The organism is Okibacterium sp. HSC-33S16, from assembly GCF_024171565.1.
Taxonomy (GTDB): Bacteria; Actinomycetota; Actinomycetes; order Actinomycetales; family Microbacteriaceae; genus Mycetocola_A.
In genome coordinates this window covers 401,103-419,595 of the sequence record NZ_JALJZZ010000003.1, presented here as the reverse complement: position 1 = coordinate 419,595, position 18,493 = coordinate 401,103, and the positions used below count along the sequence as shown (strand labels likewise).

Sequence of the window (18,493 nt, the reverse complement as noted above, 5' to 3'; positions counted from 1 at the left end):
TCTACCTTAGCACCCTTTTCCAGAAGTCCGAACCAGACCAGAACCAAAGTTCCGAACCCAATCCAACCCCCTCAAAGGAGCAAGGAAACCCACACCAACAACCACCAAAAACTTGGTGATCTTTACAGTGTGGGAGATGGTCCCGCATGAGGCCGGCGAGCGAAGCTCAGCCGCACCTTTGGGGTGACGAGTAGTTACTCTACGTCCGATTTCCCCAGCCACGCAAATCACAAATGCACCCCGGGCGTGTCGCTCGTTTCGCCCGCGAAAACTCGCGGAAGAAGCCCGCGCTACCCGGTGAAGATGCCGGCGAGGGTCTTCTTGCCACGACGGAGTACCGCTACTCCCCCGGCCAGTGTCTCGGTGAGAACGGCGGAGTCATCGGTCACCTTGGCGTTGTTCAGGTAGACACCGCCTTGTGCAATGGCCCGACGTGCTTCACCGATGCTCGAGGTCAGACCGGTGTCAACAAGCAGCTGGGTCAGCGCGGTGCCCGTCGCCGCCGTGACATGGGGCAGTTCTGAAATTGCGGCAGCAAGAGTCGGGGCATCGAGGCTCGCCAATTCGCCCTGGCCGAAGAGAGCGGCGGACGCGGCGATCGCGGCATCCGTTGCGTCAATTCCGTGGACGAGGGACGTGACTTCGTATGCCAGCCTCTTCTGCGCTTCGCGTCGGAATGGTTCGGCGGCAACGGCCTCCTCGAGCCGCGAGATTTCGTCGCGGCTCAGGAAGGTGAAGACCTTGAGGCGTGCGATCACGTCGGCGTCGTCGGAGTTCACCCAGAACTGGTAGAACGCGTACGGGCTCGTCATCTCGGGATCGAGCCAGACGGCGTTGCCTTCGCTCTTGCCGAACTTGGTGCCGTCGGAGTTCGTGATCAGCGGCGTTCCGATGGCGTGGGCACTCTTACCCTCCGCCTTATGGATGAGGTCGGTACCGCTGGTGAGGTTGCCCCACTGGTCGCTGCCGCCGGTCTGCAGGACACAGCCGTAACTGCGGAAGAGCTCGAGGAAGTCCATGCCCTGGAGAATCTGGTAGCTGAACTCGGTGTAGCTGATGCCAGCGTCGGAGTTCAGGCGCGCGCTGACCGCGTCCTTCTTGAGCATGGTGCCCACGCGGAAGTACTTGCCGATATCGCGCAGGAAGTCGATGGCCGAGAGCGGCGCCGTCCAGTCGAGGTTGTTGACCATGCGCGCGGCGTTGTCGCCCTCGAAGCTGAGGAAGCGGGACACCTGGCCCTGCAGGCGCTCGACCCAGTCGGCGACGGTCTCTCTCGTGTTGAGCGTGCGCTCGGCGGTCGGGCGCGGGTCGCCGATGAGTCCGGTCGATCCGCCGACGAGGCCGAGCGGCTTGTGCCCGGCCAGCTGGATGCGGCGCATGAGCAGCAACTGAACAAGGTTGCCGAGGTGCAGGCTCGGAGCTGTCGGGTCGAAGCCACAGTAGTAAGTGATGGGGTCGCCGGCGAGCAGTTCTTTCAGCTCAGCCGCGTCGGTCGAGACGTGCACGAGTCCACGCCAGACGAGTTCCTCCCAAATATCATCGAAGGAGGGGTCGTTCGCTTGGCTCGAAAGTAGTGACGTTGACACGGAGGAAACGATACCAGCGCGACACTCGTGGCCTGGTGCCGATGTAAGCTCTGAACCTCACCCTTGACATAGTTTAGGTAATTTCCTAATATCGAGCTAGTTATGCTTGTGGGCTAAACAAAAGGGGCACTCATGTTCGTGGTTACCGCAGACCAGGTGGCCAGTCGCCACGGTGCTGACAAGGTCGCCGACGCCCTCGTCTGGCTCAACAGTCGCCATCGGGAGCGCTTGCTCCTGCCTGCCGACCGCACGGCTGGTGACGAACTGCAACTGCTCACCGATGATCCAGAGCTCGTCCTGACACTCATCCTTGACCTGACACGTGACGGCGAGTGGAGCGTCGGCGTCGGCATCGGCGGGGTGCGCCAGCCGCTTCCCGCCGATACGCGCGAAGCCACCGGCGAGGCGTTTTATGCTGCGCGGGATGCCGTCACTCGCGCGAAGAAACAATCCACCCGTTTCGCTCTCACACTCGCCGCGAGCGACGATCATGCCCCCGGGACTCTTGACGGCAGTGACGTTGAAGCCTTGATCACCCTGTTGCTCACCCTTCGCGAGCGTCGCACCGATGGAGGGTGGGAACTGTTTGATCTGCTCTCCACCGGGCTCACCCAGTCGGAGTCTGCCGAGAAGCTCGGGATCACGGCCGGTGCCGCCAGTCTCCGGGCTCGAGCCGCCGGTATCCGTGTCGAACGGGCGGCGTCCGAGGCCCTTGTTAGGCTACTCGACACCATCAACCGCAGCACCACCGACGACAGCGAGGAGGCCCCGTCGTGACACCCATCGTCGGCGCGGTTCCGGAAGCGATCTACTGGGTGCTCGTTCTCCTGCTCGCCGCCGGGTGTCTCGGCGTGATCGGTCTCGCGCATTGGCGCCAGCGGCCGCGCTGGATCACGGCGGCCGCCGTGATCCTCGGACTCGATGTCGCGCTTCTCGCGTTGCCCTCCCCCGTTGTTCCGCTCGGCGTGTTGATTACCCTGGGTGTGTTCTCGCTCGCAATCGCGATCCTCGGCGGTGGCATCGCGACCGCTTACATCCTCAAGCTTTCCACTCGCGGGCTGGTTCGCCCCGGATTGTTCGGTGGCATCATCGTGACCGAACCTAACCGTAACCGCCAAGGGCTTGCCCCGAACTCGCCCGCTTCGCAACACGAGGTACTCCGCGGCGGGCGCACCATCGGCTACCTCGAGCGCTTTGCCGTCGCGGCCACCCTCATGGCCGGGTTCCCCGAAGCGATCGCCATCATCGTCGCCATCAAGGGCGTCGGACGATTCACCGAACTCGAAGCACCCGAAGCCCGTGAGCGCTTCATCATCGGCACGTTCGCGAGCCTCATCTGGGCGTCATGCAGCGCCGCCCTGTTCTACTTCTCGCTGAGCTAGCGCCATTCGGCCGACGGTCGGGACGGGGTCAAGCCTTCGGGTGCCTTTTGTATGGGGAGACGCTGGGTTCGCCCGGGATCCAGAACCGCCACGGCAGGTCGGCCCCACCGAACAGGCCGGTCCGCGGGCCGGTCAGGAAGTCAACCGGCGTGGGTGACCGCTCAAGCGAAAACGGCGGAGCGAAGAGATCGTTCCCGTCGTCCCCGAGAGTGATGCCGAGTGCGACGACGAGTCGCGCCGGCCCCTGGGCGAGGTCGCGGTCACTCTTCGAGGTGGTGCGGCGCGCGCGAGCGAGGTCGATGCCCTCGACGATTTCGCCCGCACGAACCAGACATCCTGAGGCGATCCCCTCCGGCGAGCAGACGATGTTCGCGCAGACGTGCATACCGTAGGTGAAGTAGCAATAGAGATGCCCCGGTTCCCCGAACATGCTGGCGTTGCGCGCGGTCTTGCCCCGAAAGGCATGGGAGCCCGGGTCCTCACCCTGCCCGACATACGCTTCGACCTCGGTGATACGCACCCCGACGGTGCCGTCCTCGGTCGTGTGACGAAGAACGGCACCGAGCAGGTGCGGCGCGACCTCGACGGACCGCCGCTCCAGGAAGGAACGCTCGAACACTGTTACGCCCGAAGCGCCTGCGACAACACTCGAACGCGCTCGGTCAACTGGTTGCGCTGCTCCGCGACGCGGTCCGGGGCGGTTCCGCCGACGCCATTGCGTGAGGCGATTGAGCCTTCGACGGTGAGCACCTCCCGAACAGCGGGCAGCAAATGCTCCGAAATTCCGGCGAGGTCATCATCTGCCGGTTCGTGCAATTCAAGACCACGCTGTTCGCAGAAGCGCACCAGAGCACCGGAAATTTCGTGCGCATCTCGAAAACTGACGCCCTGACGCACGAGCCACTCCGCAACATCCGTCGCCAAAGAAAAGCCCTGTGGGGCAAGCTCGGCCATACGGTCGGTGTTGAATGTGAGCGTCGCGACCATCCCGGTGAAGGCGGGGAGGAGCACTTCGAGCGTTTCAACAGTGTCGAAAACGGGCTCTTTGTCTTCCTGCAGGTCACGGTTGTACGCGAGTGGCAGGCCCTTGAGTGTCGCGAGGAGCCCAGTCAGGTTGCCGATCAGCCGACCCGCCTTGCCTCGAGCGAGCTCAGCGATGTCGGGGTTCTTCTTCTGCGGCATGATGCTCGACCCGGTCGAGTAGCCGTCGTCGAGCGTCACGAAGTCGAACTCTCGGGTGTTCCAGACGATGATCTCTTCGGCGAACCGCGAGAGGTTGATGCCGATGAGCGAGGTCACGAAGGCAAACTCAGCGACGACGTCGCGGCTGGCTGTCGCATCGATCGAGTTCTCGGTCGGACGATCCAATCCCAGTTCGGATGCCACCAGTTGCGGATCAAGGCCAAGCGAACTTCCCGCAAGCGCTCCGGAACCATACGGCGACGCCGAGGCGCGCCTGGTCCAATCGACGAGTCGTTCAAGGTCACGAACCAGCGGCCAGGCGTGGGCAAGCAAGTGGTGCGCGAGCAGGACCGGCTGCGCGTGCTGCAGGTGGGTGCGCCCCGGCATCGGCGCGTCGCCATGCACCTCGGCCTGTGACGCGATGGCGTCGACGAGCTGCACTACAAGGTGCCCGATGACCCGCGAGTGCTGCAACAGGTACAGCCGGACGAGGGTAGCGATCTGGTCGTTGCGGCTGCGGCCGGCTCGCAGTTTGCCGCCGAGCTCGGCCCCGGCACGCTCGATGAGGCCGCGCTCGAGAGCCGAGTGCACATCTTCATCGGCTTCGGCTGCCGTGAAGACACCCGACTCGACGTCCGCTTCGAGACGGTTGAGCGCGTCGAGCATGGCGGCCAGTTCGTCGTCGCTGAGGTAGCCGGCGGACTGCAACGCCGTGGCGTGCGCCCGGGACCCGGCGATGTCGTACGAGGCCAATTGCCAGTCGAACTGCGTTGACTTGCTCAGGCGAGCCAGTTCGGGTGACGGCCCGCTGGCGAAGCGGCCACCCCAGAGGGCTCCCGCTTCACTCGCCCGGTTGGTGGAGTCGTCACCCGACATGGCGCCTACTCCTGGCCGGCGTCGCGACGAGCCGAGATCTTGCTCGGCAGCGACCACAGTTCGATGAAGCCCTTGGCCATCGACTGGTCGAACGTGTCGCCCGTGTCGTAGGTGGCCAGGTTGAAGTCGTAGAGGCTCGACGAGCTCTTGCGACCGGTGACGACGGCGGAACCGGCGTGCAGCTTGAGGCGGATGTCGCCCGAAACGTGCTTCTGGGTCTCGTCGATGAAGACGTCGAGCGCCTTCTTGAGGCCGGAGAACCAGAGGCCGTCGTAGACGAGCTCGGCCCACTTCGACTCAACGGTGCGCTTGTAGCGGGCCAGGTCGCGCTCGATGGTCATGTTCTCGAGCTCTTCGTGAGCGGTGATGAGAGCAATACCCGCGGGCGACTCGTAGACCTCACGGCTCTTGATGCCGATGAGGCGGTCCTCGACGATGTCGATGCGACCGACGCCCTGGTCACCGGCGAGGCGGTTCATGAGCTCCACGGCCTGGAGCGGGGTGATCGACTTGCCGTCGTACGCGACAGGAACACCCTGGTCGAAGGTGATGACGACCTCGGTCGGTGCGCCAGCCTCGGCCGGGTTCTTCGTGTAGGTGTAGAGGTCCTCGATCGGAGCGTTCCACGGGTCCTCGAGGAAACCGGTCTCAACGGCGCGACCCCAGACGTTCTGGTCGATCGAGTACGGGCTCTTCTTCGACTGTGCAATCGGAAGGTTGTGCTGCTCTGCGTAGACGATGGCCTTGTCGCGGGTGAGCGCGAGGTCGCGCACCGGGGCAATGCTGGTGAGGTCAGGCGCGAGCGCGGCCACGGCCGACTCAAAGCGCACCTGGTCGTTGCCCTTACCGGTGCAACCGTGGGCAACACTGTTAGCGCCGAGGTCCTTGGCGGTGGAGGCCAGGTACTTGGCGATGAGCGGACGGCTCAGAGCCGACACGAGCGGGTACCGCTTCTGGTAGAGCGCGTTGGCCTTGAGCGCCGGCATCAGGTAGTCGCTGGCGAATTCCTCACGAGCGTCGACCACGACGGACTCAACGGCACCGCAATCGAGGGCGCGCTGGCGAATGACCTCCATGTCCTCGCCCTCTTGTCCGACGTCGATGGCCAGCGCCACGACCTCTTTGCCCGTGGCATCCTTCAGCCAGCCAATGCCAACCGAGGTGTCCAAGCCACCTGAGTATGCGAGTACGACGCGTTCCGCCATGACGTTCTTCTCCTTGTAATACGTGTGAAAAATAGTTTAGTAAAGCTGTTGGCGCCGGAACGCCGGGGGTAATCAGGCCCGTTCGAGGAGCCAGACAAGCAGTGCCTTCTGGGCGTGAAGGCGGTTCTCGGCCTCGTCCCAGATGATCGACTGCGGGCCATCGATGACGTCCGCCGTGACCTCGAAGCCACGGTCGGCCGGGAGGCAGTGCATGAACACGGCGTCGTCCTTCGCGAGCGCCATCATGTCGGCGTCGACGCGGTACGGGCTGAGAACGGCGACGCGTGCCGCCTTCTCCTCTTCCTTGCCCATCGACACCCAGGTGTCGGTGATGAGGATGTCTGAGTCGGTTGCCGCCTCACGGGCGTCGTCGAACAGGGCGATGGAGCCGCCCGTCGACTCGGCGATGCGAGTGGCGTCCGCCACAATCGCCGGGTCGGGGGTGAACCCTTCCGGAGAGGCGACCCGAACGTGCATCCCTGCCGTTGCTCCGGCGAGCAGGTACGAGTGGCCCATATTGCATCCGCCATCACCGACGAAGGTCAGCGTGAGCCCGGCAAGTGTGCCCTTGTGTTCGCGGATGGTCAGCAGGTCGGCCAGCAGCTGGCAGGGGTGGAACTCATCACTCAACGCGTTGATGACCGGAACCGTCGTTCCCTCGGCCATCTCCTCGAGCCCGGCCTGGCCGAAGGTGCGCCAAACAATCGCGGCCACCTGGCGCTCGAGCACCCGCGCCGTGTCGGCCGCCGTCTCCTTGCCACCGAGCTGGCTCGACGCCGTGGAGATGATGAGCGGCGATCCACCCAGGTCAGCAATGCCGACCGCGAAGGACACCCGGGTACGCGTTGAGGACTTGTCAAAGATCACGGCGACAGTCTGCGGGCCCTCGAGCGGGCGACGCGAGAACCGGTCACGCTTGAGTTCGAGCGCGAGATCGAGGATCTCTGCCTGTTCAGCGGGGCTGAGGTCGTCGTCGCGGAGGAAGTGCCGGGTCATGTCGTGCCTGCAATCGTTGATTCGGTCGGAGAGGAAGAAGAGTCGGAGTTCGCCGCGGCAGAGACGCGCTCGATCGCCGCACGGAAGCGTCGATCGAACTCGGCCAGCTCAGCGTCGCCGACGATGAGCGGCGGAGCCAGCCGGATTGTCTCGGGGTTGGGCGCGTTGATGATGAGTCCGTCCGCAAGCGCAGCTGCCACGAGAGCCGGAGCTATCGGCTCGGTGAGAGCGATGCCGAGAAGCAGACCTCGACCTCGGGCGTCGCCGAGCAGTGGCGAGTCGATCCGCGCGACGAGATCGCGTAGCTGCTGCCCGCGCACGCGCGCGTTCTCGACGAGGCCAGCGGTTTCGATTTCGCCGAGTACGGCATTCGCCGCTGCGGTCGCGAGCGGGTTGCCGCTGAAGGTTGAGCCGTGCTGGCCGGGAGTGAAGAGGTCGGATGCTGCGCCGAACGTCACGAGGGCGCCAATCGGAACACCACCCCCAATCCCCTTGGCCAGGGTGATCGCGTCGGGAACGATTCCCTCGTCCTGGAACGCGAACCACGAACCGGTGCGTCCCGCCCCGGTCTGGATCTCGTCAACGATGAGTAGTGCGCCGTGGGCGATCGTGAGTTCGCGGGCACGGGCGAGGAAGCCGGCGGGGAGTTCGCGCACTCCGGCTTCGCCCTGGATCGGTTCGATGATGATGGCGGCAACGGTGTCGTCGATGGCGGCATCCAGTGCCTCCAGCGTCGCGTCGATGAACGTGACTCCGCTAACCATCGGTTCGAATGGCTCGCGAATGGCCGATTTACCGGTCATCGCCAATGCACCCATCGTGCGGCCGTGGAACGAGTTGTTCAGCGCGAGGATGCGTGTGCGGCTTCCGTGCGAGTTTCGACGGGCGAGCTTGAACGCCGCTTCGTTTGCTTCGGCGCCGGAGTTCGCGAAGTACACCCGGCCGGCGTCGCCTGTTCCCGCCAACCGCTTGAGCCGTGCGGCGAGCTCGAGCTGCGGCGCTGTCACGAAGTAGTTGGACACGTGGATGAGCGTTGCCGCCTGAGTGGCAAGAGCCTCAACGAGCACCGGGTGTGCGTGACCGAGTGCGTTGACGGCGATCCCGCCGAGGAAGTCAAGGTAGTCGCGACCGTCTCCATCCCAGACGGTGCAGCCGGAGCCGTGGGTCAGTAAGGCCTGCGGTTCTCCGAAGACGCGCATCATGTCGTGCGCGGCGACGAGGTGCCAGTCGTTCACGAGAGCTCCTCCACAATCTGCGTTCCAATTCCCTGCTGGGTGAAGACCTCAAGCAGGATCGAGTGTTCGAGGCGTCCATCGATGATGGCCGCATTGCGTACTCCGCCGTCGACAGCTTCGAGGCACGCCGTCATCTTCGGGATCATTCCGGACTCCAGCGTCGGCAGTAGTTCGCGCAGTTCACCGGTGGTGATTTCGGAGACCAGCGAGCTTCGGTCGGGCCAGTCGCTGTACAGGCCGGCCACGTCGGTGAGGATCATGAACTTGTCGGCGTTGAGGGCAACGGCGAGTGCCGACGCCGCGGAATCAGCGTTGACGTTGAGCACCTGTCCCGGTTCGTCACCGTCGGGTGCGATGGATGAGACGACGGGAATGAGGCCGGCATCGATGGCATCGATGATCACCTGCGGCGCGACCGAGGTCACATCCCCCACGAGGCCGAGATCAACACTCTGGCCGTCGACGACAGCACCGCGACGAGAACCGGTGAACAGGGTCGATGCCCCATCGGCGTTCTCCGCTTCCCCGCTGAACCCGGCTGCAAAGCTCCCGTGCTCGTTGATGAGGTCGACGAGATGAGCGTTGACGTCCTGGGTGAGAACCTCTTTCACGATGGCCATGGCCTCGGGTGTGGTGACCCGGTAGCCGCCGCGAAACTCACTCTCGATCCCGAGTTCAGCGAGCCGGGCGGAGATTTGCGGTCCACCGCCATGGACGACGACGGGCTTGAGTCCGGCGTGGCGAAGAAACACCATGTCCTCTGCGAACGCGCGGGTCAGCTCTTCGCTGACCATGGCGTTGCCGCCGAACTTCACGACGGCGATGGCGCCGTGGTAGCGCTTGAGCCAGGGCAGGGCTTCGATGAGGACGGAGGCTTTGGCGATCGCCTCGGTTGTGGCTGCGGTGTCTGACATGGTCATCAGCTCGAGTACGCGCTGTTCTCGTGCACGTAGTCGTGCGTGAGGTCGTTGGTCAAAATCGTCGCCGATTCGGTGCCTTCCTTGAGGTCGATGACGACCGAGACGGCACGACCGGTGAGGTCGACCTCCTCACGCGGTGCATCAGGGGCACCCGCATGGCACACGCGCACACCGTTCATGGTGACGTCGACGGCGTAGGGGTCGAAGGGAGCGCTCGTGGTTCCGATGGCAGCGAGCACTCGACCCCAGTTGGGATCGTTGCCGAAAACGGCGGCCTTGAACAGGTTGTTTCGAGCGACCGAGCGGCCAACCTCAACGGCGTCTTCCTCCGTCACGGCGCCGTGCACCTCGATGGTGATGTCGTGGCTCGAGCCCTCGGCATCGCCCTGCAGCTGGCGAGCGAGGTCGAGGCAGATCTCCCGGACCGCTGCCGTGAAGGTCTCCGAGTCCGGTGCGATACCGGAGGCACCCGAGGCGAGGAGTGACACCTGGTCGTTGGTCGACATACAGCCGTCCGAGTCGAGGCGGTCGAAACTCACCCGCGTTGCCGCCCGGAGCGAGCGGTCGAGCTGGTCGCTCGCGAGGTCGGCATCGGTGGTGAGCACGACGAGCATGGTGGCGAGGCCGGGTGCGAGCATGCCCGCGCCCTTGGCCATTCCGCCGATGACCCAGCCGTCGCCCTGGAAGACCGCGGTCTTCGGGTGGCTGTCCGTGGTCAGGATGGCCTCTGCTGCGGCGTCTCCCCCATCGACGGTGAGCTGAGCGGCCGCCGTGGCAACGCCCGGGAGAAGCTTGTCGCGGTCGAGTTGTTCGCCGATGAGCCCGGTCGAGCAGACGAGTACGTCGCCGGCCGAGACTTCGAGCGCCTCGGCTACGGCCTCAGCGGTGGCGTGGGTGGTCTGGAATCCCTGCGGCCCTGTGAAGCAGTTGGCGCCGCCAGAGTTGAGAATGATCGCGCTGACGGTTCCATCGTCGATGACCTGCTTCGACCAAAGAATCGGGTTCGCCTGCGCCCGGTTGCTCGTGAACACGGCGGCTGATGCGTGGCGAGGGCCACGGTTGACAACGAGGGCGAGGTCCTTGCCGCCGGAAGCCTTGAGGCCGATCGCGACGCCCGATGCTTCGAATCCTTGTGCTGCGGTGACGGTCATGGCGCTACTCCGTTCAGCGGAAGCCCGGTGGCTTCCTCGAGTCCCAGTGCGATATTCGCGGATTGGATGGCGGCACCCGCGGTGCCCTTGGCAAGGTTGTCGACGGCCGTGACGACGACGACGCGGCCAGCGGCCTCATCGACGGCGAGCCCCATCAGCATCGTGTTCGCGCCGATGACGTCGGCCGTTCGAGGAAACTCGCCAGCAGGGAGAAGCTGGACGAAGGTTTCTGAACCGTACGCGTCCTGCCAGGCTGCACGCACGGCATCCGTTGTGATTCCTGGCTTGAGACGTGCCGTGCTTGTCGCGAGGATTCCGCGCGACATCGGAACCAGCACCGGGGTGAACGAGATGCTCACATCGTCAGCGCCAGCGGTGCGCAGGCTCTGGGCGATCTCGGGGATGTGCCGGTGTGTTCCACCAACCGCGTACGGGTTCGCCGAGCCGAGAATCTCGCTCGCGAGCAGGTTGGTTTTGAGAGCCTTGCCTGCTCCCGACGGCCCGACCGCGAGGACCGAGACGATGTCGGTCGTCTCAATCACGCCGGCCAGAACGCCGGGCACCAGCGAGAGTGCGACGGTGCTCGCATTGCACCCGGGAGCGGCGATGCGGGTCGCGCCGAGGAGGTTGTCGCGCTGCTTGATTGGGCCGTTCGCCGTGGTCAGCATCAGCTCCGGCACGCCGTACTGCCAGGCGCCGAAGTAGTCACCGCCGTAGAACGTTGCCCAGTCTTTCTCACTGGTGAGCCGGTGGTCGGCTCCGCAGTCGACAACCAGGGTGTCGGCGGGCAGCTGCGCGGTGACCTCACCGGATTTGCCGTGCGGCAGCGCCAGGAAGACCACGTCGTGCCCGGCCAGGTTTTCCGGCGTGGTGTCGGTGAGGGTCAGGTGCGCCAGCGAACGCAGGTGCGGTTGAACGGATGCCAGCGGCTGGCCGGCATTGGAATGTGCGGTGACCGTTCGGATGTCGAAATTGGGGTGGGCTGCGAGCAATCGCAGCAACTCGCCCCCCGCGTAGCCGGATGCTCCGGCTACAGCTACAGAGAAGGACATGGCTCTACCTTATTGAGGAAACGATGCGGGAAAGTGGGCGGCGGCGCCTTTCGGAACCGTGCCACATGCACCGTTCGCCCAGCGTCGCCTATCGTCGCTCTGAGGAAGTACGGCGTCGACGGAGTGCGCTCGGGGCGAAGCCCTGGGCTGAAACACTGGTGTCGAAGATGGCCATGCATCGACTGTAGCGGGTTGTCCGCACCATCCGCCAATCGAGCCGGACGCACACATGGGATGGTTAGAGCGAATCGACCGCGGTGACACGCACGACCGCGAAGCCCTGTTCGTCTGAGTCGGCCAGGTCGATCTCGGCGCTGATTCCCCAGTCGTGGTCGCCGGCGGGGTCGTCGAGGATTTGCCTGGCCGTCCAGACGGGCCCGCTCTCGTCGAGAAGGAGCAGCTTGGAGCTGCGGGCATCCGGGCCGGTGAGAATCTGGTCGTGCAGTTCGAAGTAGCCGTCGAGCGCGTCTGCCCACTGGTCGGCGTCGAATCCGGATGCGTGGTCCAGTTCCCCGAGTGCGTCGTAATTCTCCAGCGCCGCCAGTTGTACGCGGCGGAATAGCTCGTTGCGGACGAGAATGCGAAACGCCCGCACGTTCGAGGTCAGGCGTTGGGGCGCCGGCGGGACGATCTCGCTCGCGTGCTCAGCGTGCTTCTCCGGGTCGGGGTGGATGAGCTCTTCCCACTCATCGAGCAGGCTGGAGTCGACCTGGCGGACAAGTTCACCGAGCCACTCGATCAGGTCGAGCAGGTCTTCGGTCTTCGCCTCGTCGGGGATGGTCTGGCGTGCGGCGCGGTACGCGTCCGAGAGGTAACGCAACACGACGCCCTCGCTGCGCGAGAGTTTGTAGAAGGCGATGAACTCACCAAACGACATGGCGCGCTCGTACATGTCGCGCACGACCGATTTGGGGCTGAGCTCGAAGTCCTTGATCCACGGCTGTGAGGAGCTGTAGGTCTCGAATGCCTGCGTGAGCAGTTCATCGAGTGGCTTCGGATGGGTGATCTGCTCGAGAAGTTCCATCCGCTCGTCGTACTCGATCCCCTCCGACTTCATGGCAGCGACGGCTTCGCCTCGCGCGAGGAACTGCTGCTGGCTGAGCACGGCCCTCGGGTCGTCGAGGGTCGCTTCGACGATGGAGATCATGTCAAGCGCGTAGCTCGGATCTTCCGGGTCGAGCAGCTCGAACGCGGCGAGCGCGAACGGCGACAACGGCTGGTTGAGCGCAAAGTTCGGCTGCAAGTCGACGGTCAGTCGGATCGTGCCGTCCGCAGACTGCTCGACAATGCCGGAGTCACGCAACGTGCGATAAATACCGAGGGCACGTCGAGCGAGCTCGAGCTGGCGCTTCCACGGTTCGTGGTTGTCGAAAATGAGGTCGTACACGTGCCGGTAGACGTCTCCCCCGCGCCCGATGACGTTGATGAGCATGGCCGACGTGATCTGCATGCTCGACGTCAGCGTCTCGGGTTCAGCGGCAACAATCTTCTGGAACGACGGCTCGCCCCACGACACAAACCCGTCCGGTGCTTTCTTGCGGATAATCTTCCGCTTCTTTTTGACGTCGTCGCCGGCTTTCTTGATGGCGCTGAGATTTTCGGTCTCGTGTTCGGGAGCCTGCACCACGACGGTCCCGGCCGTGTCGAATCCCGCCCGACCGGCCCGCCCGGCAATCTGGTGGAACTCGCGCGCTTTCAGCTGGCGCATGCGTACCCCGTCGTACTTGGTGAGCGCCGTGAACAACACGGTCCGGATCGGCACGTTGATGCCGACGCCCAGAGTGTCCGTTCCGCAGATGACCCGCAGCATCCCCTGCTGTGCCAACTGTTCGACGAGGCGCCGGTACTTCGGCAGCATGCCCGCGTGGTGCACGCCGATGCCCGCGCGAAGCAACCGGGAGAGTGTCTTACCGAAGCTCGTGGTGAACCGGAATTCGCCGATCGCGTTCGCGATGGCATCCCGCTGCTCCCTCGTAGCCACCTTCATGCTCGACATCGACTGTGCACGCTCCATCGCTGCGGCCTGCGAGAAATGCACGACGTAGATCGGCGACTGGCCGGTGGTGAGAAGCTCCTCGACCGTCTCGTGGATCGGAGTGGTCTCGTAGTAGAAGTGCAGCGGCACCGGCCGTTCGACACCGGTGACCAGTGCGGTCTCGCGCCCCGTGCGGCGGGACAGGTCGTCGGCGAGCGCCGTCACATCACCCAGTGTCGCCGACAGCAGGATGAACTGTGCACGCGGCAGCGACAGCAACGGCACCTGCCAGGCCCAGCCGCGGTCGGGCTCGGAGTAGAAGTGGAACTCGTCCATCACGACCTGGTCGACCTCGGTGTCCTCGCCGTGCCGAAGCGCCAGGTTCGCGAGGATCTCCGCCGTGCAGCAGATAATCGGCGCGTCAGCGTTGACCGACGAGTCCCCGGTCATCATCCCGACGTTCTCTGCGCCGAAAATGGCGACAAGGGAAAAGAACTTCTCGCTTACCAGCGCCTTGATCGGCGCGGTGTAGAAGCTGCGCTTGCCCGCAACGAGCGCGGCGTAGTGTGCGCCGACCGCAACGAGTGACTTCCCGGTTCCCGTCGGGGTACTGAGAATGAGGTTCTGTCCGGAGACAATCTCGATGATCGCTTCATCCTGTGCCGGATAGAGACGGATGCCTGTGGCGGCCACCCAATCGGTGAACGCCTCGTAGACCGCGTCTGGCTCGATCGCCTCGCCCGGGCTCGTCGAGAGGGCGTGCGCGTCCAGCAGAGAAGAAGTCATGGTGCTTCGATCATGCCTTACCGCGGCCGGACGGGCTCACGAACCGGCCCGGCGCTACCGCTGGACGGTCGGGTCAGGGAAGGCCGTCTCGATCATCAGTGAGCTCTTCTTCTGCACGCGCATCCAGATGAAGAAGCCGACGAGGGTGAAGCAGCCGTAGAACACGTAGAGCACCGCAGAGGCGTAGTAACCGGCGCTCACCAGCAACGGGACCCCGACGATGTCGACGGCGACCCAGATGAGCCAGAACTCGACCCAGCCCTTGGCCATGCCGTAGGTGGCGAGCAGTGAGCCCATGAAGATCCATGCATCGGCCCAGACCGGCTCGAACGAGCCGAGGGCGCGGAAGATCGGGGTCAACGCGAGGGTTCCGCCGACCAGGCCGAGGCCAAGCAAGACCCGCACCTTGTTTGACGCCCAGCGCGGAGACACGGCGGTCTGCTCACCGCGGCCGCGGCTCTGTCGCCACCGCACCCAGCCATACACCGACACGATGATGAACATCACCTGGCGGCCGGCCTGGCCGAGCAGGTTGACCGGGTTCGGCGTCCCGAAGACCGCACCGAGGAACACGGTGAAGAGCAGCACGTTTCCGATGATCCCGACCGGCCAGGCCCACACCTTTCGGCGCATGCCGCCGACGGCACTGGCCATGCCAAACAAGTTGCCGATGATCTCGCGCCAGAGAATGGTCTGGTCGCCGATCACCAGTTGGGCGTCGAAGAGCCACTCGATCGGATTCATGCTGTCATCCTTCCACTTCCCGACCCGGCGTTCTCGCAGATGTCCTCGGGTAAACTTGCCGGAATGACCGACGCCTCTCTCGACTCCGACATCACTGGCGACGGAATCGACCCCACCGACCTCGAGACAACGCTCCGTGTCCTCGCCTCGATGAACACCCTCGATGAGGAACACCCCGACTACATCACGGTGCGTCGGGCCACAGCGGCCATGTTCAAGGCCGTCAAGCGCACGCGCCGTCGCGAACTCCGCGACACCATTGCGAACGCCGACAAAGCGGTTATCGCTGCCACCGCCACCGGGGCATCCGATCGGATTGATGATGAGACGCGCGGCATTCCGCTCGCCGCCACTCTCGACGCACCCACGGCCGGTGAGCTCCTCAAGCCGCGCAACTGCTATATCTGCAAGCAGCCATACACACGGGTGGACGCGTTCTACCACCAGCTGTGCCCGGACTGCGCTCGGTTCAGCCATGGCAAGCGCGACGCCCGCACCGACCTCACCGGCAAGCGTGCACTGCTCACCGGTGGTCGCGCGAAAATTGGCATGTACATCGCCCTCCGGTTGCTGCGCGATGGCGCGCACACCACGATCACGACTCGGTTTCCGCGCGACGCTGTGCGTCGGTTCGCCTCGCTGCCCGACTCCGCTGATTGGCTGCACCGGTTGCGGGTGGTCGGCATCGATCTGCGCGACCCTGCCCAGGTCATCAGCCTGGCCGACTCGGTCGCCGCTCAGGGACCGCTCGACATCCTCATCAACAACGCGGCCCAGACGGTGCGCCGCTCCCCCGGGTCGTATTCATTGTTAGCGGATGCCGAACTTCAGCCGCTGCCAGACGGTCCCCTTCCCGAGATGGAGACGTTCGGGCACACCGCCGACCAGCACCCTGAAGCGTTGCAGGCATCCGTGTCTGCACACCCGCTGCTGTCGGTCGCATCGCTCGCTGGAACGGTTGCCGAGGTGGGCTCCCCCGCCCTCACCGCCGCCGACCTTGCGAACCTCGCCATGGCCCCTGGCTCCTCCTCACTCGCTAAGCACGCAGACGGAACGGCCATCGACGCTGGCGGGCTCGTGCCAGACCTGCAGCACACCAACAGCTGGGTGCAGAACGTCGAACACGTGGACCCGCTCGAGATGCTCGAGGTTCAACTCTGCAACACGACGGCGCCGTTCCTCTTGATCAGTCGACTGCGCCCGTCGATGGCAGCGGCACAGGCCCGGCGCAAGTACGTGGTGAACGTCTCCGCCATGGAGGGCCAGTTCTCCCGTCGGTACAAGGGCCCGGGTCACCCGCACACCAACATGGCAAAGGCAGCTCTCAACATGCTTACGCGCACGAGCGCAGGCGAAATGCTCGAGAAGGATGGCATCCTCATGACGGCCGTCGACACCGGCTGGATCACCGATGAGCGCCCGCACCCGACGAAGGTGCGTCTCGCAGAAGAAGGCTTCCACGCCCCGCTCGACCTCGTCGATGGCGCAGCCCGCGTCTACGACCCGATCGTTCGCGGTGAGGCGGGCGAAGACGTGTACGGCTGCTTCCTCAAGGACTACCAGCCCGGCGCCTGGTAGCCGCCTTCACCGGGACACGTCCACAATGATCTCCCGGGCGACCCGCTCAGGAGCGTTTTCGGGTAGCCAGTGATTCTCGTCCAACTCGACGAACCGGTAGGGCGCTCGCACAAAACGGCCGCTCAGCTCGGCGGCACAACGACCGAGGGCCTGGTCGCGGTTGCCCCAGATGTAGGTGGTGCGCACCTGCACCGCCCGCTCTCGCGGTGCTCTCCCGTCGGGCAGCCACATCCCGCGATACCAGGAGAGAGCTCCGAAGAGCCGGTTTCCTTTCCTCATGAACTCGCCGTACCGTGCGGCAACCGTCCGGTTCAAGCCCATCCGGCGAAGGAGGCGAGCGAGTCGCCGGCGCAGAATCGCCTCGGGTATCAGCGGTACCTGGAAGACCAAGACGTAGAGAGACCGCAGCCCTTGAGCGGAACGGAAAAGGGAACGGACCATCGCCGCCGGATGCGGTGTCGACAGCACGGTGATTCCGGTTAGACGCTCAGGCGCGGAGCTTCCCAGCTGCCAGGCGAGCGCGCCGCCCCAATCGTGGCCGACGAGATGCACGCGTCCCTGTCCCGCTGCGTTGACCAGTTCAAGCACATCGCGCTGAAGGTCCGTGGAGCGATAGTCCCGGCGCCGACGCGGTCGAGCGCGATCGGAATATCCGCGTTGATCGGGCACAAGCGTTCGGATACCCGCCGCGTTGAGGATAGGCACGACGTCGTCGAACGAGTGTCGGTTCGCAGGGAACCCGTGCAGGAGCACGACGGTCGGCCCGTCGAGCGGTCCGCTGTCAGAGACGTCGAATATCAGTCCGTCGCGCGAGTACGAACTCAGGCGTGTGTGCGTCATGGTCCTAGCGTGAACTGGTTCCTTTTCAACCCGCTAGCTCTTGCGATTTGGTTCCTCGAGTCCCCACATCCTCCGAGCTGTCGGCCACCGGGGCGGTCCGGTTCGCGATTCACGCTCAATGGTTACTTCGCTTGCTTCCACCGACGGCCAGGGAGTCGAGGCGATGCACCTGCCAGTTATGCACATCTGGCAGCCAGTCGAGCGGGGCTTCGGGGCCAACTCGCGAATCGTTGACGGTGCGGTGATCACGCACAGCGCGCAGGTACTCACGATCCTGTCCGATCCGTTCGGCCAACTGCTTACCTCTGCCGATCGACCCGTGTCCCGGTACGACGATATCGACGTCTTCAGTTAGGGCGTCAAACAAATCGAGTGCCGCAAAGTAATCGCCAATCGGATCAGCGGCCTCAAGGTCAAGAAAAGGCATCAGAATATCCGACAGCATGTCGCCCGCGATCAGGACGCGACGCTCCTCAATGAGGAGTGCCGCATGTCCCTGCGCGTGGGCGGCATGCTCGATGATCCGGATCTCGGGCCCGTCCCACGGCACGGCTGTCGTGTGTCGAGGCGCGCCGGTGATCAGCCCAAGCAATTCTGTCGGGATGTCGTCGACGTATTCCGGCGGCAACAACTCGGCAGCGTGGGTTGTCCAATCCACGGACAACAGGAAATTTCTCATGGTCTCGGCGCACGCGGCTGTTCCGTACCGCGGAACGTCGCCGAAAGATGCCAGCCAGAGCACGTGGTCCCAATCAGGGTGTGTCGAAAAACCAGCCACAACGGGCAGACGTAAGTCCCGCAGGTCCGCAGCCAAGTTTTCCATCTCCTCCCGCGTTATTCCGGGGTCGATCAGCAAAACACCGTCCCGGCCCTGCACAACGGTCGAATTGCTCTGGATGAACTCGCTTTCGTGAACATAGACGCCGTCAGCAATCGAATTCAGCATGTGTCTTCGTCCTCTCATATTCAGAATTTCGTGTGGTGC

The 18,493-nt window shown here is 64.4% G+C and carries 16 protein-coding genes; 3 read left to right on the top strand and 13 right to left on the bottom strand.

The features are described from left to right. Positions 1–290: 290 nt before the first annotated feature. Positions 291–1,598: a tyrosine--tRNA ligase gene (gene tyrS / locus L1277_RS10340; RefSeq protein WP_374110213.1), complete on the bottom strand. Its 1,308-nt coding sequence runs from the start codon at positions 1,596–1,598 to the stop codon at positions 291–293. Between the two features lie 120 nt (positions 1,599–1,718). On the opposite strand from tyrS, the gene L1277_RS10335 reads away from it, so the two are divergent. Together L1277_RS10335 and L1277_RS10330 are read left to right on the top strand one after the other, a co-directional pair. Next, a complete protein-coding gene (locus tag L1277_RS10335; RefSeq protein WP_253376290.1) occupies positions 1,719–2,363 on the top strand; it encodes a SatD family protein in 645 nt (214 codons plus the stop codon). Beyond that, positions 2,360–2,968: a hypothetical protein gene (locus L1277_RS10330; RefSeq protein ID WP_253376289.1), complete on the top strand. Its 609-nt coding sequence runs from the start codon at positions 2,360–2,362 to the stop codon at positions 2,966–2,968. The genes L1277_RS10335 and L1277_RS10330 overlap by 4 nt, the downstream gene beginning before the upstream one ends. Before the next feature lie 28 nt (positions 2,969–2,996). Here the strand turns inward: L1277_RS10330 and L1277_RS10325 are convergent, their stop codons facing one another. The 10 genes from L1277_RS10325 to pnuC form a co-directional block, all read right to left on the bottom strand. Continuing rightward, positions 2,997–3,587, bottom strand: coding sequence for a DNA-3-methyladenine glycosylase (locus tag L1277_RS10325; RefSeq protein ID WP_253376288.1), 591 nt, complete (start codon positions 3,585–3,587; stop codon positions 2,997–2,999). Between the two features lie 2 nt (positions 3,588–3,589). Beyond that, positions 3,590–5,026, bottom strand: coding sequence for an argininosuccinate lyase (gene argH / locus L1277_RS10320; protein WP_253376287.1), 1,437 nt, complete (start codon positions 5,024–5,026; stop codon positions 3,590–3,592). A gap of 5 nt (positions 5,027–5,031) precedes the next feature. Further along, complete coding sequence (locus L1277_RS10315) at positions 5,032–6,231, bottom strand: argininosuccinate synthase (protein WP_253376286.1); 1,200 nt, start codon at positions 6,229–6,231, stop codon at positions 5,032–5,034. Between the two features lie 72 nt (positions 6,232–6,303). After that, on the bottom strand, positions 6,304–7,227 hold the full coding sequence (argF, locus tag L1277_RS10310; protein WP_253376285.1) for an ornithine carbamoyltransferase: 924 nt from the start codon (positions 7,225–7,227) through the stop codon (positions 6,304–6,306). Next, positions 7,224–8,429, bottom strand: a complete 1,206-nt coding sequence (locus L1277_RS10305; protein ID WP_253376312.1) for an acetylornithine transaminase — start codon at positions 8,427–8,429, stop codon at positions 7,224–7,226. Before L1277_RS10305 ends, argF begins: the two co-directional genes overlap by 4 nt. A 29-nt stretch (positions 8,430–8,458) precedes the next feature. Then, positions 8,459–9,382 carry an acetylglutamate kinase gene (gene argB / locus L1277_RS10300; protein WP_253376284.1) on the bottom strand — a complete coding sequence of 308 codons (924 nt, stop codon included), beginning with the start codon at positions 9,380–9,382 and terminating at the stop codon, positions 8,459–8,461. Further along, positions 9,382–10,533, bottom strand: a complete 1,152-nt coding sequence (argJ, locus tag L1277_RS10295; protein WP_253376283.1) for a bifunctional glutamate N-acetyltransferase/amino-acid acetyltransferase ArgJ — start codon at positions 10,531–10,533, stop codon at positions 9,382–9,384. The genes argB and argJ overlap by 1 nt, the downstream gene beginning before the upstream one ends. After that, complete coding sequence (gene argC, locus L1277_RS10290; RefSeq protein WP_253376282.1) at positions 10,530–11,585, bottom strand: N-acetyl-gamma-glutamyl-phosphate reductase; 1,056 nt, start codon at positions 11,583–11,585, stop codon at positions 10,530–10,532. The genes argJ and argC overlap by 4 nt, the downstream gene beginning before the upstream one ends. Before the next feature lie 238 nt (positions 11,586–11,823). After that, positions 11,824–14,346: an RNA helicase gene (locus L1277_RS10285; protein ID WP_253376281.1), complete on the bottom strand. Its 2,523-nt coding sequence runs from the start codon at positions 14,344–14,346 to the stop codon at positions 11,824–11,826. Positions 14,347–14,400: 54 nt separating this feature from the next. Beyond that, positions 14,401–15,090, bottom strand: a complete 690-nt coding sequence (gene pnuC, locus L1277_RS10280; protein WP_253376280.1) for a nicotinamide riboside transporter PnuC — start codon at positions 15,088–15,090, stop codon at positions 14,401–14,403. A 63-nt stretch (positions 15,091–15,153) separates the two neighbouring features. Between pnuC and L1277_RS10275 the strand changes: the two genes are divergently transcribed. Further along, positions 15,154–16,668, top strand: coding sequence for an SDR family oxidoreductase (locus L1277_RS10275; protein ID WP_253376279.1), 1,515 nt, complete (start codon positions 15,154–15,156; stop codon positions 16,666–16,668). A gap of 6 nt (positions 16,669–16,674) precedes the next feature. Here L1277_RS10275 and L1277_RS10270 read toward each other — a convergent pair whose 3' ends face one another. Beyond that, positions 16,675–17,508: an alpha/beta fold hydrolase gene (locus L1277_RS10270; protein ID WP_253376278.1), complete on the bottom strand. Its 834-nt coding sequence runs from the start codon at positions 17,506–17,508 to the stop codon at positions 16,675–16,677. A gap of 115 nt (positions 17,509–17,623) precedes the next feature. Continuing rightward, positions 17,624–18,454, bottom strand: coding sequence for an MBL fold metallo-hydrolase (locus tag L1277_RS10265; RefSeq protein ID WP_253376277.1), 831 nt, complete (start codon positions 18,452–18,454; stop codon positions 17,624–17,626). Between the last annotated feature and the right edge of the window lie 39 nt (positions 18,455–18,493).